This window comes from Streptomyces sp. NPDC002092 (assembly GCF_053593775.1).
The window spans coordinates 313,631-336,085 of the sequence record NZ_JBSFDG010000003.1 but is presented as its reverse complement, the minus strand read 5'-3'; the positions used below and the strand labels follow the sequence as shown (position 1 = coordinate 336,085).

General features: G+C 71.0%; 18 protein-coding genes and 1 pseudogene. 9 read left to right on the top strand and 10 right to left on the bottom strand.

The genetic code is table 11. The features are described 5' to 3' along the window. The first annotated feature begins 20 nt into the window (after positions 1–20). Positions 21–1,076: an aminoglycoside phosphotransferase family protein gene (locus ACWCRD_RS09010; protein WP_232655480.1), complete on the top strand. Its 1,056-nt coding sequence runs from the start codon at positions 21–23 to the stop codon at positions 1,074–1,076. Positions 1,077–1,315: 239 nt separating this feature from the next. Here the strand turns inward: ACWCRD_RS09010 and ACWCRD_RS09005 are convergent, their stop codons facing one another. Both ACWCRD_RS09005 and ACWCRD_RS09000 read right to left on the bottom strand, forming a co-directional pair. Next, positions 1,316–2,524 (bottom strand): RNA-guided endonuclease InsQ/TnpB family protein, encoded by a 1,209-nt coding sequence (locus ACWCRD_RS09005; RefSeq protein WP_450965254.1) that lies wholly within the window; start codon positions 2,522–2,524, stop codon positions 1,316–1,318. Next, the gene (locus tag ACWCRD_RS09000; protein ID WP_372488064.1) at positions 2,521–2,682 is read right to left on the bottom strand and encodes a toxin-antitoxin system HicB family antitoxin; all 162 of its coding nucleotides are present in this window, start codon (positions 2,680–2,682) and stop codon (positions 2,521–2,523) included. The genes ACWCRD_RS09005 and ACWCRD_RS09000 overlap by 4 nt, the downstream gene beginning before the upstream one ends. A gap of 123 nt (positions 2,683–2,805) precedes the next feature. Here ACWCRD_RS09000 and ACWCRD_RS08995 point away from each other — a divergent pair, with 123 nt between their 5' ends. Next, entirely contained in the window at positions 2,806–3,606 is an 801-nt protein-coding gene (locus ACWCRD_RS08995; protein ID WP_450965253.1) for a slipin family protein, read from the top strand. A gap of 65 nt (positions 3,607–3,671) precedes the next feature. Here the strand turns inward: ACWCRD_RS08995 and ACWCRD_RS08990 are convergent, their stop codons facing one another. From ACWCRD_RS08990 to ACWCRD_RS08975, 4 genes are read right to left on the bottom strand one after another with little or no spacing between them, the layout of a single operon-like run. Next, the gene (locus ACWCRD_RS08990; protein ID WP_450965252.1) at positions 3,672–5,018 is read right to left on the bottom strand and encodes a DUF4407 domain-containing protein; all 1,347 of its coding nucleotides are present in this window, start codon (positions 5,016–5,018) and stop codon (positions 3,672–3,674) included. Continuing rightward, a complete protein-coding gene (locus tag ACWCRD_RS08985) occupies positions 5,008–6,528 on the bottom strand; it encodes a hypothetical protein (protein WP_450965251.1) in 1,521 nt (506 codons plus the stop codon). Before ACWCRD_RS08985 ends, ACWCRD_RS08990 begins: the two co-directional genes overlap by 11 nt. Before the next feature lie 5 nt (positions 6,529–6,533). Next, positions 6,534–8,726 carry an nSTAND3 domain-containing NTPase gene (locus tag ACWCRD_RS08980; protein ID WP_450965250.1) on the bottom strand — a complete coding sequence of 731 codons (2,193 nt, stop codon included), beginning with the start codon at positions 8,724–8,726 and terminating at the stop codon, positions 6,534–6,536. Between the two features lie 20 nt (positions 8,727–8,746). Further along, entirely contained in the window at positions 8,747–9,511 is a 765-nt protein-coding gene (locus ACWCRD_RS08975) for a hypothetical protein (RefSeq protein ID WP_450965249.1), read from the bottom strand. Positions 9,512–9,797: 286 nt separating this feature from the next. Between ACWCRD_RS08975 and ACWCRD_RS08970 the strand changes: the two genes are divergently transcribed. Beyond that, positions 9,798–10,322 carry a Pycsar system effector family protein gene (locus tag ACWCRD_RS08970; protein WP_450965248.1) on the top strand — a complete coding sequence of 175 codons (525 nt, stop codon included), beginning with the start codon at positions 9,798–9,800 and terminating at the stop codon, positions 10,320–10,322. A 24-nt stretch (positions 10,323–10,346) separates the two neighbouring features. Here ACWCRD_RS08970 and ACWCRD_RS08965 read toward each other — a convergent pair whose 3' ends face one another. Together ACWCRD_RS08965 and ACWCRD_RS08960 are read right to left on the bottom strand one after the other, a co-directional pair. Next, positions 10,347–11,045, bottom strand: coding sequence for a Crp/Fnr family transcriptional regulator (locus ACWCRD_RS08965; RefSeq protein WP_450965247.1), 699 nt, complete (start codon positions 11,043–11,045; stop codon positions 10,347–10,349). Between the two features lie 61 nt (positions 11,046–11,106). Beyond that, a complete protein-coding gene (locus ACWCRD_RS08960) occupies positions 11,107–12,315 on the bottom strand; it encodes an MFS transporter (RefSeq protein ID WP_450965246.1) in 1,209 nt (402 codons plus the stop codon). A 79-nt stretch (positions 12,316–12,394) separates the two neighbouring features. On the opposite strand from ACWCRD_RS08960, the gene ACWCRD_RS08955 reads away from it, so the two are divergent. The 4 genes and pseudogenes from ACWCRD_RS08955 to ACWCRD_RS08940 form a co-directional block, all read left to right on the top strand. Beyond that, entirely contained in the window at positions 12,395–13,393 is a 999-nt protein-coding gene (locus ACWCRD_RS08955; protein ID WP_450965245.1) for a helix-turn-helix domain-containing protein, read from the top strand. 9 nt (positions 13,394–13,402) lie between these two features. Then, positions 13,403–13,912, top strand: a complete 510-nt coding sequence (locus ACWCRD_RS08950) for a glutathione peroxidase (RefSeq protein WP_450965244.1) — start codon at positions 13,403–13,405, stop codon at positions 13,910–13,912. A gap of 67 nt (positions 13,913–13,979) precedes the next feature. Next, a complete protein-coding gene (locus ACWCRD_RS08945) occupies positions 13,980–14,846 on the top strand; it encodes a MerR family transcriptional regulator (RefSeq protein WP_450965243.1) in 867 nt (288 codons plus the stop codon). 6 nt (positions 14,847–14,852) lie between these two features. Next, a pseudogene (locus tag ACWCRD_RS08940) lies at positions 14,853–15,026 on the top strand (cobyrinate a,c-diamide synthase); the annotation flags it as partial. On the opposite strand, the gene ACWCRD_RS08935 reads toward ACWCRD_RS08940, so the two are convergent. Continuing rightward, positions 14,994–16,889 (bottom strand): MFS transporter, encoded by a 1,896-nt coding sequence (locus ACWCRD_RS08935; RefSeq protein ID WP_450965242.1) that lies wholly within the window; start codon positions 16,887–16,889, stop codon positions 14,994–14,996. The pseudogene ACWCRD_RS08940 and the gene ACWCRD_RS08935 overlap by 33 nt on opposite strands. Positions 16,890–17,089: 200 nt before the next feature. Continuing rightward, complete coding sequence (locus tag ACWCRD_RS08930) at positions 17,090–20,128, bottom strand: D-alanyl-D-alanine carboxypeptidase (protein ID WP_450965241.1); 3,039 nt, start codon at positions 20,126–20,128, stop codon at positions 17,090–17,092. 221 nt (positions 20,129–20,349) lie between these two features. Here ACWCRD_RS08930 and ACWCRD_RS08925 point away from each other — a divergent pair, with 221 nt between their 5' ends. Further along, a complete protein-coding gene (locus ACWCRD_RS08925; RefSeq protein ID WP_450965240.1) occupies positions 20,350–21,108 on the top strand; it encodes a GOLPH3/VPS74 family protein in 759 nt (252 codons plus the stop codon). Between the two features lie 357 nt (positions 21,109–21,465). Further along, the gene (locus ACWCRD_RS08920; RefSeq protein ID WP_450965239.1) at positions 21,466–22,335 is read left to right on the top strand and encodes a helix-turn-helix domain-containing protein; all 870 of its coding nucleotides are present in this window, start codon (positions 21,466–21,468) and stop codon (positions 22,333–22,335) included. The last annotated feature ends 120 nt before the right edge of the window (positions 22,336–22,455 follow it).

The following is a 22,455-nucleotide window of genomic DNA, read 5'->3' as shown; positions in this document are numbered from 1 at the left end:
GGGGGTGATGGGATGGCGCGATGAACAGTGATCTGCCCCAGGCCGCCGAGACCGTGGACCGCGGGCGCTATCCGCAGGCCGTGACGCCCTGGGAGGACGAGGCGTGGCGGGCCGCCGCCCTGGAGTGGGTCGACGAGGTGCTGGCCGCGCACGGGCTGCGGGCCGTCGGGCGGCCGCGGGTGCGGCTGCGGCCCTGGTCGGTGCTGGTACGGCTGGACGTCGGCACAGCGAGCGGCAGGGGCGGCGATCGCGTGTGGTTCAAGGCCAACCCGCCCGCGAGCGCCTTCGAGGCGGGGCTCGGTGCGGCCTTGGCCGGATGGGTTCCGGAACATGTGCTGCGACCGCTCGCCGTGGATGCCGGACGGGGCTGGTCGCTGCTGCCCGACGGGGGACGGCGGTTCGCCGACGTGCTCGACGCCGGTGAGGCCGGGCCCGAGGCCTGGGAGGAGATGCTGGGCCGGTACGCCAAGATGCAGCGCGCCCTGCTGCCGTACACCGGGAAGATCGAGTCCCTCGGGGTGCCCGGGGCCCGTACGGCCGCGTTGCCCGAGGTATTCGACCGGCTCGTGGCGGAGAACGGAGCGCTGACGGATGCGGAGCGTACGGCGTTGGACGGCTTGCGGCCTCGCGTGGCCGAGTGGAGTGCGGAGCTCGCGCAGACCGGCATCGGGGACTGCGTGGACCACGCCGACCTGCACGAGGGACAGGTCTTCCACGCGCCCTCCACCGGCCGTTTCACCTTCTTCGACTGGGGGGACGCGGCCGTGACGCACCCCTTCTGCAGCTTCCTGGTCCCCGCCCGCCGGGCCGTCGAACGCTACGGCCCCGACCTGCTGCCCCGCCTCCGGGACGCGTATCTCGCCCCTTGGACCGACGCGGGCCGCACACTGCCGGACCTGCGCCGCACCCTCTCCCTGGCCTGGCGGCTCGGCGCGCTGGGGCGGGCCTGGGCGTGGGGACGGCTCTTCCCGGGCGCGGTGAACGGCACGGAGCCGGTCGGCGGCGCGGAGGGCGCCCGCTCCCTGCTGCAACTCGCCGACGCACCGCCCCGGTTCATCGCGCCCGGGACGGAATGAAACGGAACTCCGCGGACGTCGGCCGACGCGTCCGTGCCGCGTACTTCCCCATGTAACCGGGACCGTGTTCGGAGCCGTGTGCAAGGACGTTTTCTTGACGATCTCCTGACGCAGGCGAGCGCATCCGGCCAACTCCGTCCGGTGTCTTCTTCCTTGTCTCAATCCTTAGCGGGAATCCCGAGGAATGGAGTGCCGTGACTCCACCCACGCGTAGGCGCGCGGGCTTCCTGCGTCCGTGGCTAAGCCGCGTCGCAGAGGACCAGCCCGGCCCTATTGAGGACGTTCTTCGCGCCGACATGGTCGGCGTTCGCTGTGAACCCGCATGTGACGCATTCAAACTTGGCTTGGGTGGCGCGGTTCTCCTTCGCGACGTGCCCGCAGGCGGGGCACGTGCGGGAGGTGTTGCGCGGGTCCACCGGGATCACGAGGCGACCGGCGCTCTCAGCCTTGTTCGCCAGGATTCCGAGGAACTGCGCCCAACCCGCGTCGAGAATACTGCGGTTGAGCCCGGCCTTCGCGGCGGCGCCGTTCGGCAGGAAAGTGCCGGGCGCCTCGGGGGCGGGCTTGGGCTTGACACCGCGGGTCATGCCCGCTGTGTTCAATTGCTCATGCGCGATCGCGTCGTGGGCGCGGACCAGGGCGAGCGCGGTCTTGTGGTGGAAGTCGAGGCGCCGACGACAGATCTTCGCGTGCAGCTTGGCGACCTTGCGGGCGGCCGCGCGGTGTTTCTTGGTGCGCTGCCCGGTGTGCCTCGGGAACATCGCCAAGTGCCGCTGTGCTTCGGCCAGCTCAGCGGCGGCCGCCTCGAGGAATCTGGGGTTGGCCACATGCTGGCCCTCCGAGGTGGTCAGGAAGTGCGCGATACCCATGTCGATTCCGGCCACCACGCCCGTCGGCGGAAGTGGCTCGGCGGCAACGTCGTCGCAGGACAGGACCACGTACCAGCGGCTCCCCTCACGCTTGACGCTGATTGTCTTCACCCGGCCCTTTACGGGCCGGTGCTGGTGCACCCTGACGTGCCCGACCCTTTGGAGCCGCACGCGGGTATGCCGGTCATGCGGCGTGGAGTCCCAGCGGCAGCCGTCGCCGTCCTTCGGGAACACCACGGTGTCGAAGTGTCCCACGCCCTTAAAGCGCGGGTAGCCGGGCTTCTCGCCGTTCTTGACACGGCGGAAGAACGCCTGAAACGCCTTGTCCAGGCGGCGCAGCGTGGACTGTTGGGAGGAGAACGACCACCGGCCCTGACGCTCAGCGTCGAACGCCCGAATCTCCTTCAGCTGGGCGGACTGGTTGCCGTACTTGATGCTCGTCTTGGAGCTATGCCGCCATGCGTCCCGGCGCTCCTGCAACGCGCCGTTGTACAGAGCACAGTGGTCGGCCAGCATCTGGCGCAGCGTGGCCGTCTGACGGGCCGTTGGGCGCAGAAGGAACTTGTAGGCGCGGATCACTGCTTACGCCTCCGTTCCGCGCGGAGGCCTTCAGCCAGGAGGATGCACGCGGCAGCGTTGATCGAGATACCCGCCTGGTCGGCGTGCTCCTCGACTTGCCGCTTCAGATCCGGGGGCACGCGCAGATTAAGCGATTCCCGACGATCACCTCTAGCCACAACCAAAATGCTACCGCTTTTGACGGTCACTCATGTCCAGTACCGGCTGCCGTGCTGCTCTGTAGCCCGCAGCTTCCAGACCCCCACCGGCAGAAGCCGGTGGTCCCTTTGAAGGAGATGCTTATGGAAGGCACCGTCGTCGCGGTCGTGTTGGTGGTCGTTGCCGTCCTGCTCGTGCTGCGCAGCGGGATGCGGGTGGTCAACCAGGTCGAGCGCGGGGTCGTGTTCCGGATGGGCAAGGCGCTGCCGTCGTACCGGCAGCCGGGCGTGACGTTCCTGATCCCGTTCGTCGACCGGATGCGCAAGGTGAACACGCAGGTGGTCACCATGCCGGTGCCGACCCAGGAGGGCATCACCAAGGACAACGTCTCGGTGAAGGTCGACGCGGTCGTCTACTTCCGGGTGACCGATCCGCTGCGGGCCGCCATCGAGGTCCAGGACTACGTCTTCGCCGTCGGCCAGGTCGCCCAGTCGTCGCTGCGTTCCATCATCGGCAAGAGCGACCTCGACGACCTGCTGTCCGACCGTGAGCGGCTGCACGAGGGGCTCGCCCTGATGATCGACAGCCCGGCCGCCGGCTGGGGCGTTCACATCGACCGCGTGGAGATCAAGGACGTACAGCTGCCGGAGTCGCTGAAGCGGTCCATGTCCCGGCAGGCCGAGGCGGAGCGGGAGCGGCGGGCCCGGGTCATCACCGCGGACGGCGAGTTCCAGGCCGCCCAGCAGCTCGCCAACGCCTCCCGCATCATGTCGGACACCCCCGAGGCGATGCAGCTGCGGCTCCTCCAGACGGTCGTGGAGGTCGCGGCCGAGAAGAACTCGACGCTCGTGATGCCGTTCCCGGTGGAGCTGCTGCGGTACTTCGACAAGGCGGCCAAGGCCATGGCGCCCGCCACTCCCGCACCGGAGACCCCTCAGCAGTGACATCGGCTCCGGCGGCGGTCCGCCCCTCCCCGGGCGGGCCGCCGCCGGTCCGTCGTCCGTACCGCTCAGGCCTTCCTCGCCCGCAGGATCCGGTCCATCCGCTCGTCCAGCTCCGCCCGTTCCGCCGCGGCCCGCTCCGCCTGGGCCCGCTGGAAGTCGTGTTCCACACGCCGCATACGGTCGGTCGTGTCCTGTTCCACGCCGTGCCGCTGCACCTCGTGCTCCATCCGTGCGCACTCCTGCTGCACCTGGAGTTCCTCGGTGTACGTCCGGCTGCTCGCGGTGAAGCGGGCGCCGAGCATGCGGTCGTACATCGTGGCACCACTCATCAGCTTGGCCAGCACGGGCATGGCGTCCAGGCTGATCAACAGCAGATGCAGCACGAGGGTGAGGAAGAGCGCGAAGCCGTCGGACTCCGCCACCTTCCTGAGCCCGTGGGCCCGGGTGAGAATGCCGTCGGTGTCCAGGTCGGCGGCCCGTGCCCGCGTCTTCGCGTCGATGGCCCGCTGCAGCAGCGGCTGGTAGGCGTCGGCGGCGGTGTCCTTCTTCGCGGCCAGGGTGCGGCTCTTGGCGACCAGTGCCGACAGTTCCTTCTCGTACGTGTCGACCTTGCTGGTCGTGCGGTACTCGCTGGAGTCCTTCCGGGCCCTGTCGCAGGTGATGGTGACGTCCCGCACCCCGTTGCGCCAGATCCAGTTGGCCTTGCCGCACAGGCGCTGCTCGGCGGACATCTTGTCGTCGAGCGTCTTGTTGATCGCGTCCACCTGGGTCTGCAGGGCCTTGGTGCGGACGGTGTTGCTCTTGATCTGCTCGGTCAGCTCGGCCGGGGAGCCCGCCACCTTCAGCTGGTAGCTCAGGCATTCGGGGCGGTCTGCCGTGGATGCGCCGTCGGTGGGGTTGCAGGAGACGAGCATGCCGCGGTAGTCGGCGGTCTGCTGCTCGTTGCCGACGGCTATCTCCTGACGTATCTCCTTGTCGAAGATCTGGAAGAGGATCGGCTCGGCGATGAACAGGCCGAGCAGTACGGACAGGACGAAACGGAGGAGAAGCGACCACTTCTTGACCGCCGTGCCGTGGGTGCTGGACACCAGCCAGCTGTCCATCGCGAGGACCACCCAGAACCAGACCACGGCCACCGCGATCACGGCCGCGAGCGGCAGGTCGGAGCGGAAGCTGCTCAGCGCCAGCGTCATCGACAGGGCGCCCACCAGGGCCGTGTTGACGACCAGGGCGCCGTACCAGGTGTAGCGGGTGCGTTCCTCCGGCACCCAGGCCAGCAGACCCTCGTCGATGCCGATCAGCCCGCGCAGCCGCACCGCCGGTCCGTGGCTGCGCGGCACCGGACGGGCTGCGCCCGGGTCGTCGCCGAAGGAGGCGCTGTCGGCGGGGCGCAGCGGTGTGTCAGTGGCCAAGGCTGCCCTCCGAGTCGGTGCCGCCGAGGTCGAGGTCGCTGTCGCCTTCGTCGGTGTCGCTGCCGTCCTGGCTCTTCTGGCCGATGCTCACGCGTGGGGCGTTCTGCACCGCGCTGGGGGCGGTGCCGTCCAGTGCGGGGCCGCGCTCGAAGGAGAAGTCGCTCACCCGGTTGATCTGGGCTCCCGGATCGCTCAGCTGGCCATCGAACAGGCCGCGGTCGAAGGCCTGCTTGGTCAGCTCGGTCCAGGCGCCCAGCTGTTGCCTGGCCCAGGTGTGCTGTTCCTGCAGCAACTGCTTCTTGTCCTGCCGGTCCTCGTCACGTTGGCGCTGTTCCTCCGCGTGCTGTGCGTCCCAGCGACGGGCGTCCTCCCTGGCCTTCGCCTCCTCGCGCTTCATGGTGTCCTCACGGGCCGCCGATTCCAGCTGGTTCTGCTGTTCCACCTTCCAGCGGTCCACCTCGCGGTCGAGCTCTGCCCGCTTCTCCTCGAACTCGCGCTCCAACCGGGCTCGTTGAGCCTGCAGCTCGTCGTACTCGCGAACGCGCTTGGAGTACTCGTCGGAGGTGATGTCGCCGTGGTGGCGGGCGCTCAGGTCCGCGGCGAGCGGATCGGCGGCGATCAGCTTCATGTCCTGCTCGACCTCGCTGCGCACGAACCGGTTGAACTCGGCGCGCTGCGTGAGGTCGTACTTCTGCTGCTCGGCCCCCGCCTTGCGGTCGTACCCGTCGCGCAGGGTCTCGAATTCCTGGCGGCCCAGTTCCTTGTCCACCGTCTCCAGCTGCCGGTTGCGCTCCTTGCGCTGCTCCCGCACGAAGCGGATCTGTTCCCGCTTCAGCTCCAGCTCGGCCTCCCGCTCGGCCCGGTCCAGGGCCAGCTGCTGCTCCCGCTCCTCCCGCCGCTGCTGCTCCTGCTGCTCGCGCCGCTCCTTCTCCAAGTCGGCGATGTGCTGGGCGAGTTCGGCGGGGGAGAGCACCTCGACCAGGCCGTGCCGGGCGCGCAGGCCGGACAGCACCGTCGGGCGCATCTCGTGATACGCGGTCAGCCGTGCGTCGATGCGTTCCCGTACGGCGGCGGAGTTCATGATCGGCTGGTCGGTGCCGTCCTCGGTGAGTCCCGGCACCTCCCGCAGATGACTCAGCAGCAGCGCCTCCACGTCCGTGATGCCGTCGCGCACGACCGCCTTCGCGTCCGTGACGGTGCAGTAGAACGTCGCCCGTACGGTGAAGTCTCCCGCCTCGGCGGAGGGGATCCTCGTCTCCACGACGACCGGCACCTCGACCCGGCGGTCGACGACCGTGACGGAGCTGGCGCCGATCACCACCGGGTCCTCGACGTGCAGTTGCCCGTGGTCCTCGACGTACTCCGCGCCGACCCGGAAGACCCGTACGTGGTGCGGGGCGAGGCGGGGCAGTTCGCCCTCGTCCCGCATCACCCGCTTCTTCATCAGGCCGCCGCGCTTCTCCGGCCGCCCGTACTCCCGCTGCTCGACGAGCGGGTAATTGGCTTTCATGCCTGTCAGTCCTCCGTGCTCAGTACAGCGTCAAGGAAGGTGTCGATCAGAGGGGCCGCCGCCTTGTCGAAACGCCCCACGACCTGCTGCAGGAACGGCCTCAGCCGCGGGCGTTCGTCCGGCGGCAGCGCCGCGCCCAGGGAGCAGCCCAGCCGCTCGGCCGTCTGCTCGTCCTTCGCGGCGGCCAGGTCGCGCAGGGTGGCGTGGATGCACAGCAGCACCCGGCGCCGGCACGGCCGGTGCGCCAGCAGCCCCGCCCACAACTCGCCGATCGCGTCCGCCTGCCCGGGGTCACGGGCCGGCAGCACGGCGCAGAGCATCCGGCCCGTGCGCGTGTGCCGCGCCACGACGGTCAGTACGGCGTCGAGGGTGCGGTCCTTCTGGTGCGGGGTGAGTTTTCCGCCCTCGTCCTTCAGCTGGTAGGCGAGCGGACGGAGCACCGCACCCGCGTCCTGGTCGCACTCCATGAGGACGACGACGAGACTGGTGAGGGCGGCCATCGCCTCCCATGCCTGGTCGTCGAACCGGCCGAGGCTGCGGTGCAGCAGCGTCTTGACCGCGTCCGTGGGGAAACACACCCCGAGCGCCCCGCTGAACGCCGCGGTCGCCGTCGACGAGAGTGCCGGGTTGCTCGAACGGGCCCAGCCACGGGCGACGGAGAGCGCCGTCGCGGCGAGTCCCTCGTCCAGACACATGCAGTGCAGCACCAGGGTGGCCGTGGACTGGCCGGCCGGCCCCGCCGCCCCGGCCGCCCAGGGGTGCAGATAGTTCTCCGCGACCTCGTCGAAGGCGGGCCGGGTGAGCAGGGCGAGGCCGGAGGCGATGGACAGCTGGAGCCCCAGGCCGGGCTGGGTGGCCACGAGCTCGGTCAGCCAGTCCCGCACACCGTCCCAGTACGCCGTCGAGCGCTTGTTCCACAGCTCCTCCAGCACCCACTGCCGGTACTGGGCGTGCGGGAAGACCAGGGCGGACCGGGTGAGTGCGCCGTCCTTGCGCTCCTCGACCGCGACCAGGCTGTTGCGGGACAGCGACAGCCTGCGGTCGGCGTCGCGCCGGGTCGCCTCGGCCGTCTCCTCGTCGGTGGCGAGTTGCGGGAAGGTGGCGGCCACATGCTGCTCCAGCCGCTCCTGGCAGGTCTCGAAGTCGCGGTAGCCGAGGCCGGTGACGAAGGCCAGTGCGGTGACCTCGGTCCACTCCTGCGGCGAACGCGGCTCGTCGAACCAGTCGCGCACGGGCTGGGCCGCGGCGGCGCCGTACTCCTGCCAGACCAGGGCAGGATCCGCACCGTCCGCGATCCGGGCGGCCGCCGCGGCCACCTCCGCGATCCGGCACCCGGCGGGCATCAGGGAGGCGGCCTGGTCGACGGTGTCCTCCCCGCAGCCCGCCCGCACCAGCCGCAGCCGCAGGACGGCCGTGAGGTCCGGGGGCTGCCAGGGCATATGGCGTACGGATCCGGGGGCGTCGCCCTCACCCTGGTACACGGTGGTGACCACGAGGTGCGCGCCCTGCTCGCGCACGGTGTCGCGCACCCGCCGCCAGTCGAAGTCCGCGGTCCCGCCGACGGCTTCGTTCATACGGTCGATGAGGACGTAACCGACGCCCTTTTCGAAGACCGGGCGCCCGCCGGCCAGGTCGTCCAGGCTGCGGCCGGGCGAGAGCACCACGTACTCGGTGCCCTCCGCGACCTTGGCGACGAGGGCCACCGCCGCGGAACGTTTGCCCGTGCCGGGCGGTCCGACGAGCACGACCACACCGTCCTGCTGGAGGGCGCGTACGGCCTCCTCGAAGCAGTCGGGTTCGACGTACGGTGCCAGGATCGCGTCGGCCTCACCGGCGTCCAGACGGCCGACGGCGCGGCGCCGGGCATTGCCGGAGTCCGCGGTGCCGATGCCGAAGATGGCGCCGGGGGCGTCGAGTGCGCCGTAGAAGTACTGGTTGACGTTGTGCTGTGCCTGGCCCGTCTCGTCGGCCCGCTTCGCCCGGTCGGACCTGCCGGGCTGTTCCGGCTGGTCGGCCCGTTCGGGCTGTTCCGTTCCATGGGGTTCGTCGGCCTTGTCGGCCGGCCCGTCGCCGCCGGGCTTCGGAGCGTCCTCGGTGGGCTCCGGCGGGGGAGACGCCTCGGCCGAATCTCCGGGGTCGTCGGCCTCCGGCGGTTCCGGGGTGCCCTGGGGTCTCTTCGCGCTCTCTTCCTCGTCCATTCTCAGCCGTCACTCGGAGGTCACTTGGAGATGCCGAAGACGGCGCCCGGGGCATGGACGGTTCCGGGGAACACCTGAACTACCGTGTCGCCGGGAGCAGTTGGCGCACTCAAGGGGCGCACGTCGACTGCTTCACCACCCCCGTGCGCGCCGTCGTCCGCCCCACCGTCGGACGGCGCCTCTCCCGCGCCGCCCAACTCGAGCGCATGCACGTCGTACCCGGGCACCCGGATCCACGCCCGCCCCGCGTACTCCTTCTCCGAGATCTGCACCTCCCGGAACTCCTGCGCCCGGATCGTCGTGTACGCCTCGCGGATCACGTCGTTGAAGACCGTCGAGGAGACCGCAAGGGCCAGACAGGCGTCGGGAGCGGCCACCAGCGCCGCCTTCAGGACCGCGCTGTCCAGCATGCGGCCGATCTCGACCGGGGCCCGGCCCTCGAAGCCGTTGGCGGCCGGGGACGCCGTGCCGAAGTGCACGGCCGCCCGCAGCCGCAGCCGGGCCTCGGGCAGCCGGCCGTGGTTGAAGGCGCGCAGGCCGGCGTCCAGGTGCCGCATGAAGGTGTCGACGAGGTCGGGCTCCGAGGCGCCCTCGGGCAGCACGGCGAACACCGAGTCGCCGCCCACCTGCGTCTGCCACCGCTCCCGCGCCAGGCCGGCCGCGGCGGCCGACTCGCCCAGGAGCAGTTGGATGGCCTCCTGCAACTGGCGCTGCGTCAGCACGTCGACGCGGCCGTAACCCTTCGCGTCGACCGCCAGCAGCAGTCTGCGACCGAACGTTCCCATAGTCGAACTCCCCGCTCCCTGAATGGAACACACCGGCGTCCGCTCCCCCGAACACGCGGACGCCGGTAGGCCAGTGGTACACGCCCCGGCCGCCGTGAACCCCGTCGAAGTACGGGATGCGGAAAGGAGCAAGAAAATACCGGGATCGCGCCAAGTCGTAGGCGTATTCGGTGAATTGGTGCGGATGGGGTTCTTGGGCCGATCCCGGATAAATGCGGGATCGGGTCGGCCGGTCGGGTGTCTGCTGGAAAACGACGCGTCGGCCGTCGACCGCAGGAGGAGCCGTATGCCGCCCATTGCCGGACAGCCGGACAGCCGTCCCGCGCAGTACATGTTCACCGCCCTGCAGACCACCCACCAGCACGCCGACACCAAGGCCGGGATCCTGGCCGCCGCACAGGCCGCGCTGGTCGGCACGGCCGGCGTCTGGAGCGGGCGGGCCCTGCACGCCGCCGAGGGCGGTGGTGCGGCCGGCGTGCTCGCGGGCACCCTGCTGGCCCTGTTCCTGTGCGGGCTGTTCGGCGGCGCCGGATTCCTGGCAGCCGCGCTGCGGCCCCGTGTACTGAGGCCGGCCGGCGCCAACCGCTACAGCTTCGCCCACCTCGCCTCGGGCCCCGACATCCTGCCGGCCGACGGGGAGCCGGATACCGCCGACGCCGCCCTGGAACGCCGGGAGTTGTCCCAGACGGTCCGGTTCCTGGCGCAGGTGGCCGTGCGCAAGTACCGGTGCCTGACCGCCGCCGTGGTGTGCACGGCCGTGATGGGTGTCAGCGCCGGGCTGCTGGTGGTGCTGCGGCCGGTGCTGGCCTGAGCCCCGGCGCCGCGGCAGGCGGTCTCACACCTCGGGTGCCAGATCGGCCAGTTGCCTGAGCCGGGGCAGGTCACGGATCACCGTGGTGCCGTATCCGGTCTCCAGCAGGCCCTCCTGGCGCAACTCGCGCAGGCCCTTGTGGATCGTGGTCTCGGCGGCTCCGGTGAGTGCGGCGAGTTCCGGCTGGGTGAGCCGGCAGCCGAGGACGACGCCGCCCTCGACCGGGTGGCCGTAGGCCATGGCGAGTTCCACAAGGAGCCGGGCGAGCCGCACCTTGGCCGGATATCCGCGGAAGTCCAGGCGTCGGCGGTTGGCCCAGCGCAGCCGCTGGGCGATGATCCCGGTCAGGATCAGGTGCACGTCCGGTCGCCGCGCCAACAGCGAGTGCACTTCGGCGGGTTTCCATATCCGTGCGGTCACCAGGCCGCATGCCGTCACCGTGGCGGAGCGCGGCGCCCCGTCCAGCGCCGCCATCTCTCCGACGGTGTCCCCGCCCACCCGGACCGCGAGCAGGGACTCCTCACCGTTCTCCACCCGGGCGGTCACCTTGGCGAAGCCGGAGAGCAGCAACAGCACATGCCGGTCGAGCTCGCCCTCCCGCAACAGCACGTCACCCGCTTCGAACCGGGTCTCCACCCCCATCGCGAGCAACTCCTGCCGGGCCTGCGAGGACACCGCCCCCAGCAGACCGCGGGCGGGCCATTTCACAGAGTCGTACGACATGGGCGCTCTCCCCCGGACGTGTCGCTGAACGCACCTCTGCATGCTGCCCGTTGACGGAGCCTCAGGGACGGGAAACGGCGGTACGCACTGCTGCCCGGCCGGCTGCGGGCGACCCGGTGCGCCGCCACGCCCACGCCAGTGTCGACGTCACGACGGCCGACGCGGCCGCCATGAACGTCATCGCCGCGGCAGGCGAGGTGAGCTGGGCCGCCGAACCCGCCAGGGCCGCGGCCACGCCCTGCATGGTGAGCATGCCCGCCGAGTGCAGGCCCAGGGCGTGGCCGCTCAGTTCGTCCGGGGTGAGGGCCATCAGGCGTTCCTGCTGGACGAGGCTCGCGCCGAAGCCGGCGGAAGCGATCACGGCGAGGGCGGCCGACCAGGGCAGTGCGGGGTGGAGGGCGAAGAGCAGGTACGGCGTGGCCAGCAGGAGGAGCAGCGGGGTGGCCAGCCGGGGGCGCAGCGCGGCCGGTACGAGGCGGCCGACGGTCACGTCACCGGCGAACATGCCCAGCGCCCCGCAGGCGAACAGCGCGCCGGCCGCGTGCGGGTCGTAGGAGACGTAGAGGGATTCGCAGCCGACGACCAGGCCGTTGGGGATCCAGAGGCCGAGGTAGGTGAGGCGGCGGGGGCGCGAGGACCACAGGAGGGCGTTCGTGCGCCAGGTCGCCGCGACGGACGGACGGCCCGAGGAGCGCGGCGGACGGGCGGTCAGGCCCAGCCGGGTGCCGAGGGCCGCGGTGGCGTAGAGCGCCGCCGAGATGAACAGGCAGGCCTGCGGGGACACGACCGTCAGCAGCACGCCGCCGGTCGCGAACCCGGTGATCTGCATCAGACCGGAGAGCATGTTGAACACCGAACGGCCCAGCAGATAGCCGTCCTTGGAGAGGATCTCGTTCAGCAGCCCCCAGCGCACTCCCCCGCCCAGCGAGGCGATCAGGCCCTGGACGAGGACGACGCCGAAGACGGCCGCGACCGGCAGCCCGGGCAGGGCGAGGACGGTCGTACCGGCGGCGAAGGCGAGACCGATGCCGGCCAGTGTCGACCTCGGCGGCAGCCGGTCGGAGCCCGAGAGGAGGAGGGTGGCGCCGAGCACCTGCGCCAGCTGCGGGCCGAACATGCTCACCGCCGACAGCAGCGGCGAGTCGGTCATCCGGTAGACCAGCGTGCCGAGGGCCAGGGCGCCGATCGTCTGGGCCGCGGTGTGGGCGGCGGAGGCGAGGAAGAACGGGGTGAACTCCGGGGTGCGGAAGAGGTCTCGGTAGCTGCGCATGCTCGGAGTCTCGGGACGGCCGGCCGACGCCGGTTATTGTTTCGCGCACACGCGAAACGTCCGAAGGCGGGTGGCGGTCATGGGCTGGTGGCAGATCAACGCCGACACCCTCGCCCGCAGCCGGTTCGTCCTCTCCCCGCTCGCCGAGACCTTCGCCTCGCTGCGGCTGCTGCACACGCGCCAGGCCGCGCACCCCGGCGAACAGGCCTGGCTGCGGGACCATCTGCCGGGCTACCGGGCGCTGCTGGCCGCCGATCCCGTGACCGCGCGGCTCGTGCGCGCCGGGCTCGGCCGGAACTGGATCGCCGACTTCCTCACCCCGGCCCCCAGGGACGGCGAGACCTTCGAGGAGGGCGTCGCGCGCGTGCGGGCGGTCGCCCCCGCCGACGCCCGCGCCCAGCTCGCCGTCGCCCTCGCCACCGTCTCCCCCGCGGCACGGCTCCCCGCCGAGCTCGACCGCGACGACCTGCCCGAGCGGGCGGCCCGTCTCTTCGAGTACGTCTGGACCGAGACCGTACGGCCGTACTGGACCCGCCGGCGGCACATCCTCCAGGCCGATGTCGTCGCCCGCACCGCCCGCGTCAGCCAGGGCGGCTGGGCCGCCGTACTGGACGATCTGCGACCGGGCCGGACCCGCTGGCTCGGCGAGAACCGGCTCCAGGTCAATCTGCACGAATACCCGCCGCGCGAGATCTCCGGCGCCGAGCTGGTCTTCGTGCCGGTGACCAGCGAGGCGGGCTGGGTGTCGTGGGAGGAGCCCGACCGGTACGCCCTCGTCTACCCGTGCACGGGGACGCTCGCCGACCACCGCGCCCGACCCGCGCCCGCGAGCCTGGCCGCCCTGCTCGGCCCCGCGCGCGCCTCGGTCCTCGTCCTGCTCGCCTCCCCGATGAGCACCAGCCAGCTGACCGCGGTCACCGGCCAGGGCCTCGGCTCGGTCGGTCGGCATCTGAAGGTGCTGCTGGACGCGGGGCTGGTGGAGCGGCGGCGCGCGGGCCGCTCGGTGCTGTACTCACGGACCGCGGCCGGTGGGGTTCTGGTGGAGGCCCAGAACCGGGACGACATGTACCGGAGTTAGCATCCGCTTATGACGACTGCAGACAGCAACGGCGCCGCTCCCCTCGACGTGGAGATCGGCGCCCTCAAGGGTGGCTCCGCCGACCTCTCCCAGTACACGGGCAAGGCCGTCCTCATCGTGAACGTGGCCTCCAAGTGCGGGCTCACCCCGCAGTACACCGGCCTTGAGCGCCTCCACGAGCGCTACGCCGAGCAGGGCTTCACCGTCCTCGGCGTGCCCTGCAACCAGTTCCTCGGGCAGGAGCCGGGCAGCGCCGAGGAGATCGCCGAGTTCTGCTCGGCGACGTACGGCGTGACCTTCCCGCTGACCGAGAAGGTCGAGGTGAACGGCGCGAACCGGCACCCCCTCTACGACCGTCTGACCGGCTTCGCCGACGCCGAGGGCCACAGCGGCGACATCCGCTGGAACTTCGAGAAGTTCCTGATCGGCCGGGACGGCAAGGTCGTCGCCCGCTTCTCCCCGCAGACCGAGCCGGAGGCGGCGGAGCTCGTGGCGGCGGTGGAGAGCGCCCTCGCCTAGTCGGGCGTTGACCTTGCCCCTGGGGCAAGGGCGAGCGTTCCCGTCACCGGGCGGAAAGGACCGTCCGGTGACGGAGGATGCTCAGGTGGACGAGGAACTGCTCACCATCGGCGCGTTCGCGACCCGGGCGCGCCTGTCGGCCAAGGCACTACGGCTCTACGACCGCCTCGGCCTGCTCGCGCCCGCGCACGTCGACGGGCTCAGCGGCTACCGCTACTACCGCGCCGACCAGGTGGAACGAGCCCGCCTTGTGGCCCTGCTGCGGCAGCTCGACATGCCGCTCGCCCGGATCGCCGAGGTGGTGGAGGCGGACGGCACCGAGGCCGCCGACCGGCTCGCCGCCTACTGGGCGGACGTCGAGGCGCGGATCGCGGGGCAGCGGACGCTCGTCGAGTACCTCCGTGGACGGCTGTCGGGGAGGAGCTCCGAGATGTACGGGAAGTTCGTGGTCGAGACGGTGGACGTGCCCGAGCGGGTGGTGATCACCCAGTCGCGGCACACGCTGCAGGACGAGCTGCCGGCGTGGATCGACGCGTCGCTGGACCGTCTGGTGCCGGCGGCGGACGCGTGCGGGGGTGTCGCGGCGGCGCCCTATGTCGTCTACCACTCCGAGGTGACCATGGAGAGCGACGGACCCGCCGAGACCTGTGTGCCGGTCGCGGACGAGGCCGCGGCGCGGGAGTGGGCCGAGCGGCACGGGCGGAGCTGGGACACGAAGGTGCGGGTGGAGCCGGCGCAGCGGCTGGCGTACACCCGGATCACCAAGGCGCAGGTGGCTGCGCCGCAGATCGGGGCCGCCTTCGAGGCGGTGGAGCAGTGGATGGCCGCGCGGGGGCTTGAGCAGGCGGGGCCGTGCCGGGAGGTGTACTTCGCGGACTGGGCTGCGGCGGGGCCGGAGGATGCGGTGTGTGATGTGGCGTTTCCGGTGAAGTGAACGGCGTCGGGTCGGCGTCGGGTTTTGTCGCCCCCGCCGCCCCTTCCCTTCCCGTCCCTGGGGGCTGCGCCCCCAGACCCCCGCTTTCGGCCTGAACGGCCTCGTCCTCAAACGCCGGACGGGCTGGGTTTCAGGCGCCGGACGGGCTTATTTGAGCTCGTCCGGGCAGGGGGTGCCGCGCGGTAGCTGGTACGGCGCTCCGAGCCGGTAGGTGCCCGCCTTCGGGGCCAGCAGGAGGGTCCACTTGTCGCCCTTGTCGTCCTCCTGCGTCTGCATCAGGCAGCCGTTGACGTTGTCGTACGACTTGGGCGTGCCGTCCGCGCGGTGCTTGGAGGCGTAGGTCTCCTGCGGGGGCTTGACGCCCTTGCCCTTGGTGTCGACCAGGCCGAGCCACGGGGAGTAGGGGACGCGGATCAGGACGCGGCCGGGCTTCTTGACCTCGATGGTCAGCTCGCCCTGGGCCGCACGGTCGACGATGGCGGGCGGGTCGGCGAGCGGGGTGGGGTCGGTGACCCGGAACAGCTGCCAGTTGGCGTCGCCCCAGATCTGCTTCAGATACGGCATGCCCCGCTGCACGAGCTCCCGCTCGCGCTCCCCGCCGTCGCCGTCCGGCTCGCCCTTCGGCAGCACGACGAAGTGGACGGCCCAGCGCTGCAGCCATTCGTGGTAGTTCGCCGAGTTGAGGGTGTCGTCGTAGAAGAGGGGGTTGCGCTCCATGTCGGCCTGGCGGTTCCAGCCGCGGGCCAGGTTGACGTACGGGGCGAGGGCGGAGGCCTCACGGTGGGAGCGGGCCGGGACGACCTCGACGCGGCCCTTCTCGGCGCCGACGCCCTGGAGCTCGTTCACCAGGGGAGCGAGTTCGCGCGCCCAGGACGCGGCGGGCGAGGTGTGGATGATGTCGTCCACCGACTTGACGCCGATCCAGACGACGAAGCCGGCGAAAGCGAGCACGGTGACGTACCACTTGCGCGAGCGCGGGACCGTGAACGGGAGCGCCGCGACCAGCGTCACGCCGGCGAACAGCATGGCCAGCCGGGTGATGTTGGAGCCGATCTGCGAGCTGACCACCCAGACCGCGACGACCGAGAGGCCGTACACCGCGGAGGTCAGGCGGACCGTCGTCCACCCCTTCGGGACGAGCACGAAGGCGAGGACGGCGTACAGGAACGGCAGGATCACCGACCAGATCGTCATCGGCTGGGTGCCGGAGAAGGGGAACAGCCAGGCCGACACGGCCACCACCGCGGCCGGGGTGAGCCCCAGGGCCCAGGCGCCGGGACGGCGCTTCTGCAGGAACAGGGCCACGGCGACCAGCCCGACGAACAGGCCCGCGACCGGTGACGACATCGTCGCCAGCGCGGCGAGCGGCGCCGTGCACAGGGCCTTCGCCCACCGCTTGTAGCGCCACTTGTACGGCCAGCAGAAGACGGTGGCGACCGCGCCCAGCGCGAACATCGTGCCCAGGCCGAAGGTCACCCGGCCCGAGACCGCGTTGCACAGGAACGCGAAAAGCCCCGCCAGGGACGCCCACAGCGGGTTCTTCACGCTCCGGCTGCGGATCAGGATCATCGTGAGCAGACCGGCCGAGACCGTCCCCGCGATCATCATCGTCGTACGGACACCGAGCACCGACATCAGATACGGCGAGACCACGCTGTACGACACCGGGTGCATACCGCCGTACCAGGCGAGGTTGTATGCCGAGTCGGGGTGGCGGCCGACGAACTCGGCCCATGCGTCCTGCGCCGCAAGATCGCCGCCGCTGTTCGCGAAGGTGAAGAACCAGACGATGTGGAGTACGCCGGCCAGGGCGGTGACGGAGAGCACCGGGTGGCGCAGCATCCGCTCGCGCAGGGCGAGCAAGGCGGCCTGCGCGCGTGATGTCCTGTCGCTGTTCGCCCGCTCGCTCGGCCGCGCTCGGTCGGTGTCAGTTCCGTGCATGCCGCGCATGTCCTCCGTGCGCGGGGCGGGCACGCGTATTCGCGGGCCGTTTCCCGGGCCCGGATCGGCGTCGTCGGCGCGTGTCGGCTCCGCAGTGGCCACCTGAAGGCACTCCCCGTGGTGTCCCGTCTTCTGTTCTGGGACGCGTCCCGTTGTCCGCTGGTTCGCGGCCGCGTCCCCGGGGATTTCCCGGTCGCGTCCCGATAGCGGCGGCTGCCCCGTTTCGTGACGCTAGCACGCACCCCTTCGGAGGGCCCCCTGGTGGGCCCGCCGACGGGGTGCGAGGGCAGCCGCGGCCGCTGTCAGCCGAGGCGCTTGAGCTTCGCCGTGAAGCCGGGTTCCGTGAGGTCCTTCTGCAGCGCGACCGGGACCTTGACCGCGCCGCTCACGCCGTCGCCCACGGTGAGGGTGCCCACCTCGGTGCCGGCCTTCGCGGTGTGCGGGAGGGCGACGGAGTCGAAGGACAGCTTCACCTTCAGGCCCGCCCAGCCGACGGCGGCGACGTCCTTGGTGAGCACGATCGGCGTGTGCCCGCCGAGCTGGTCGTCCACGTACCCGACGACATCGCCCTTCTTGAGTATCTTCGTCGAGGTCAGCGCGTCCCGGGCGGCGAGCATCGCCGTCTTGCTGGCGTGGACGACGGTGTCGATGATCGGCGCCGTCTGCTGGTCGAGGATCGCCCCCACCACGGTGACCGTCTCGCCGTCGACGTCCTTGGTGGCGGCGAAGAGGAGATTGCCGCCGGCCTTGGTGGTCGTGCCCGTCTTGATGCCGATGGCACCGTCGTAGGGGACCAGATCGTTGTAGTTCTTCCACTTCTGGCCGGACGGGTCGACCCAGTATGGCAGCTTCGTGATGTCCATCAGGGCCGGGATCTTCACCAGCTTGTTGCCGAGCCTCACCTGGTCCTCGGCGGTGGAGACGGTGGACTCCTTGAGGCCGGAGGCGTCGGTGTAGGTCGTGTTCTTCATGCCGAGTTCCTTGGCGGTGTCGTTCATCCTCTTGATGAACGACGCCTCGGAGCCCATGTCCCAACGGGCCAGCAGGCGCGCGATGTTGTTGGCCGACGGGATCATGATGGCCGACAGCGCCTGCTTCTCGGTGAGGACGTCGCCCTTCTTGACGGTGTTGAGGGTGGACTCGTGTTGCTTGTCGTAGCCGCCCTCCTTCTCCGCCAGCGCGTCGACGGTGATCTTCTTGCCCTCCTCGCCCGGCTTCAGCGGGTGGTCCTTGAGGACGATGTACGCGGTCATGGCCTTGGCGACGGAGCCGATGGGGACGGGGGTCTGCTTGCCGAAGTTCCCCATCGTGCCGATGCCGTTGACGTCCATCCAGCCCTGTCCCTCGTTCGGCCAGGGGAGGCCGGCCTTGGCGCCGGCGAAGGTGTACGAGCCGTCGGCGGTGAGCGCGAGGGCGGGGGTGGGCAGGGGGCGTACGGCCTGCACGATCGCAAAGATGATCGCGAGGAGCAGGACCAGGGGAGTCCAGATCTTGACCCTGCGGATGATCGTGCGGACGGGGGTCTGCGGCGGTGGCGGGGTGTTGGTCAGCTCGGCCAGCAGGTCCAGTGGCGGCTTCGGGGGCAGCGGCTGCTGGGCGGTGCGCTCGGGGCCGACCTGGGGGACGGGCGCGGTCGCGTCCGCGGGCCTGCGGGGCGTGCGGGGCTCGTCCAGGGGCTTGAGCGCCACGAACTTGCTGGTGCGCTCGGCTTCGGACGGCTCCGGGGTCTTGGCGCCGCCCAGTTTGAGCATGGTGGTGGGCTGGTCGACCTGGGGCTTGGGGCGCTTGAAGACGGCGGTGGGCTGGTCGACGGGCTTGTCCTCGACCTCGGCTCCGCCTTCGGTCCCGGTGCTCCCACCCGCACCACCGGTACCACTTTCGCCATCGGGTGCGGGTGGCCCCTTCGGAGCTTCCTCGCCATCGGCGACCGCGGGTTCGTGGACGGCAACGGCATCACCACCGGCTTCGGAGGCGCCGCCGGTCTCGGAGGCGCCGCCGGTCTCGGAGGCGTCACCGGTCTCGGAGGCGTCACCGGTCTCGGAGGCGCCGCCGGTCTCGGAGGCGTCACCGGTCTCGGAGGCGTCACCGGTTTCGGCTCCGCCAGCCGTCACGGCTCCGCCGCGCGTCTCGGACGCGTCGCCGGTCTTGGGCTCGCCACGCGTCTCGGAAGCACCGCCGGTCTCGGGTTCGGCGCCCGTCGCGGAGGCACCGCCGGTCGCGGAGGCACCGCCCGTCTGGGGCTCGCCGCCTGTCGCGGACGCGTCGCCGCTCTCGGCTTCACCGCCCGTCGCGGGCTTGCCGCCCGTCGCGGATGCACCGCCGGTCTTGGGCTCGCCGCCCGTCTCGGACTCAGCACCCCCCTCGGACGCACCGCCCGTCTCGGACTCAGCACCCCCCTCGGACGCACCGCCCGTCTCGGACCCGTTGCCGGCCCCGGAGTCGGCGCCAGTTTCGGGCTCGTCGCCCGTTTCGGCGTCGGCGGCCGGCTGGGCATCAGCGCCCGTTTCAGCGGCGGCGCCCGTTTCGGCACGGGCGTCCGTGGAGGAGTCGACGTCGGTGTCCGCCTCGGGCTCGGGGGCAGCGTCCTCCGGTCCCTCTTCCGCCGCGTCGGAGCCGGCAGCGGCCTCGTCCTGGGCGTCGGGGCCCGCCTCCGTCTGCGTGGCACCGTCCTCGTCGGCCTCAGCGGTGCTCTCTGCGTTCCCTGGCCCCCCGGAGTCCCCGGAGCGGACCCACGCCGCCACAGCGGCCCGGAGCCGGGCGTCACCGCCCTCGTCGCCCTCGTCGCCCTCGGTCCCAGCGGCATCGTCGGTCGTGACCGCGTCGTCAACGGAATCTGCGCCCTCAGACACAGCGTCGTCGCCGACAGCCGCCGCATCCTCGGCCTCGGCGTCCTCGACCTCGGCGTCCTCGACCTCCGCGCCCTTCGCCTCCGCAGCCCCAGGCTCCTCGGCCGCCGTCTCCCCGGCCCCAGGCTCCTCGGCCGCGGTCCCCCCGGCCGCTGGCTGCTCGGCCTCGGTCTCCTCCGTCGCGGCCGCCTCTGCCTCAGGCTTCTCAGCCGCCGGCCGCTCGGCCCCGGTCTCCTCGGCCGCGCCTTCAGCCGCAGTCCCCCCGGCCTCCTCGACCGCGGTCTTCAGATCTCGTACCGAGAACACCCGCGTCGCCGTGTCCACGCCGCCGCGCGCCTCGGACGTGTCGGTGGAGTCGGGCTCCCGGGACACCGAGAGACGGGGATCGCGGGCGGGCTCGGGAACCGGGCCCGTGTTCCCCGACGTCGGTTCTGCCGACGACTCGCGCTGCTTCGACCTGTCGGGGGACTCGCCCGCCACCGATGCCTCCTCCATGCCGCACGCGCTCCGTGCGACCTACCGAACCGTGAACCGCCGCCCGCGACACCGCTCAAACGCGTTGTCCGAACCATGTACCAGTGTCCTGTGTGCGGGCTTAACCCCTGCGGTAGACGAGAACGACATACCTACCGGTTCCCTCACAAACAGGTCACGCACCCTCGACAGACCAATGTGAGAGGGGTCACCCTGTCTTTCATCCACGCGGGGAGGCATGGATGGGCAGGAGCCGCAGAACACTTCCGGAGGAGCTTCTGCTGCTGGCGTTGGACCCGGCCACGGGTACCACTGCACAGCCGCAGTCGCTCGACCTCGGTCTGGCCGGAGCACAGCTAGTGGAGCTGGCGCTGGCCGGACGGATAGCCCCAGACGGGGATCGTATCGCCGTGGTAGCCCCACGGCCGACTGGAGATCCGACATTGGACTGTGCGTTGGAGCTGCTGCGCAGGCGTGGCGCTCCGGTACGTGCAGTGAACTGGATTGGCGGGCCCCGGCTGGGACTGCGCCAGACCTACCTCTCGCATCTGGAGCGGTGCGGCATGGTGCATGCCGTGGCGGGCCAGATGTGCGGAGTGCTGCCGACGACTCGCTACCAGGCGACGGACAACGAGATCAGCCGGGAGATCCGAGCCCGGCTGGATTCCGCGATCCGTACCGGCGTACCGCCGGACCCACGGACCGCGGCACTCGCCGCACTGGCGCACGCGGTCGGCCTCGGCAAGCACCTGTATCCGGGGAACGAGGGGCGGTCCTCTCGGTCCCGGTTGCGGGATCTCATCAGGCACGACCCCATGGGCGGTCTCGTCGCGCACGCCGTGATGGACGTCCAGAACGGCGTGGGCGCACAACCACGCCGTAACCCGGCCCCGGCCGGCCGTCAGGCCGCCGCCGGACCGGTCAGGTCCGCACCGGAACCCGCTCGTGGCGTTCCGATGCAGCCGCGCCGCGGTTCCATGGCGCGCGTCGTGGCCCACTGAGCCGCAGTCCCACGACGAGCCGCACGAACCGCAGCACCACGCACCGCATCGCACCGCAGCACCACGCACCGCCGAGCGCCGCACCGAGCCTGCAGAGGCAGTCCCCGAGACCCGGTACGGGAGCCGCTGGTCCGCGCGGGGCGGCGGGGCCGTACGCCATCCGTCGATACGGGTGCCGTAACGGTTCCGCTGCCCCGCGCGGCCGTTTTTCCATGAACTCATGAACTGTCGTGCGGGAAGCGCATATACGCCGTTTCCCAGCGGTACCAAGTCCCTTGGTGGCAGTCTGCTCAACAGCAGATACGCAAAGTGGCAAAGTACAGCTAGTGCAGGCACGCAGCCGGAGGTGCACGTCTCGTGGCGTCCAATGTCAATCCCACCGTCAGGCGACGCCGGCTGGGCCAGGAGCTGCGCCGGCTCCGCGAGCTCAAGGGCATGACGGCCGAAGAGGTGGCCGAGCGGCTGCTGGTGTCGCAGTCGAAGATCAGCCGGTTGGAGAACGGGCGCCGCAGCATCAGCCAGCGCGACGTCCGCGACCTGTGCGGGGTGTACGAGGTGGAGGACCACCGGATCGTCGACTCGCTGATGCAGATGGCCAAGGACAGCCGCCAGCAGGGCTGGTGGCATTCCTTCGGCGACATCCCGTACAGCGTCTACATCGGGCTGGAGACGGATGCGGCGAGTCTGCGGGTGTACGACCCCCAGGTCGTCCCGGGGCTGTTGCAGACCCGGCAGTACGCGGAGGCGCTGATCGCGGGGGCGTTGCCCGAGACGGCCGCCACCGACGTCGAGAAGCGCGTGCAGGTGCGCCTGCGCCGGCAGGAACGAATCACCGCCCCGGAGAACCCGCTCCGGCTGTGGACGGTGATGGACGAGGCGGCGGTGCGCCGGGTCGTGGGCAATCGTTCCCTCATGCGCGACCAGCTGGAGTACCTCGTCGAGCAGTCCCAACTCCCGCACGTCACCGTGCAGGTGATCCCCTTCGACATGGGGGCCCACCCGGGGCTCAACGGCCAGTACGCGATCCTCGAGTTCCCCGACGCGGCGGACTCCAGCGTCGTCTACATCGAGGGCGTCACCAGCGACCTGTACCTGGAGAAGGCCAACGACGTGCAGAAATACAGCGTGATGTACGAGCACCTGCGCGCCCAGGCCCTTAATCCGGACCAGTCGCGGCAGTTCATCGCGGACATCGCGAAGGAGTACGCGGGCGCTGAAGCGCCGTAAGGTACACCGTCCCCGGGTCGGACTGGAAGACCCATCTGGAATATGCCACCCGGTCGAGTGAATGGTCACTTCGTACGTCGGGGTTGGCGAGTAGCGTCGATCACGCCACCACACACCAAG

Bases quoted from the DNA above. Each gene is read 5' to 3' on its own strand.
- ACWCRD_RS09010 (WP_232655480.1), top strand. From the start codon at position 21: ATGAACAGTGATCTGCCCCAGGCCGCCGAGACCGTGGACCGCGGGCGC.
- ACWCRD_RS08995 (WP_450965253.1), top strand. From the start codon at position 2,806: ATGGAAGGCACCGTCGTCGCGGTCGTGTTGGTGGTCGTTGCCGTCCTG.
- ACWCRD_RS08985 (WP_450965251.1), bottom strand. From the start codon at position 6,528: ATGAAAGCCAATTACCCGCTCGTCGAGCAGCGGGAGTACGGGCGGCCG.
- ACWCRD_RS08980 (WP_450965250.1), bottom strand. From the start codon at position 8,726: ATGGACGAGGAAGAGAGCGCGAAGAGACCCCAGGGCACCCCGGAACCG.
- ACWCRD_RS08975 (WP_450965249.1), bottom strand. From the start codon at position 9,511: ATGGGAACGTTCGGTCGCAGACTGCTGCTGGCGGTCGACGCGAAGGGT.
- ACWCRD_RS08970 (WP_450965248.1), top strand. From the start codon at position 9,798: ATGCCGCCCATTGCCGGACAGCCGGACAGCCGTCCCGCGCAGTACATG.
- ACWCRD_RS08965 (WP_450965247.1), bottom strand. From the start codon at position 11,045: ATGTCGTACGACTCTGTGAAATGGCCCGCCCGCGGTCTGCTGGGGGCG.
- ACWCRD_RS08960 (WP_450965246.1), bottom strand. From the start codon at position 12,315: ATGCGCAGCTACCGAGACCTCTTCCGCACCCCGGAGTTCACCCCGTTC.
- ACWCRD_RS08955 (WP_450965245.1), top strand. From the start codon at position 12,395: ATGGGCTGGTGGCAGATCAACGCCGACACCCTCGCCCGCAGCCGGTTC.
- ACWCRD_RS08950 (WP_450965244.1), top strand. From the start codon at position 13,403: ATGACGACTGCAGACAGCAACGGCGCCGCTCCCCTCGACGTGGAGATC.
- ACWCRD_RS08930 (WP_450965241.1), bottom strand. From the start codon at position 20,128: ATGGAGGAGGCATCGGTGGCGGGCGAGTCCCCCGACAGGTCGAAGCAG.
- ACWCRD_RS08925 (WP_450965240.1), top strand. From the start codon at position 20,350: ATGGGCAGGAGCCGCAGAACACTTCCGGAGGAGCTTCTGCTGCTGGCG.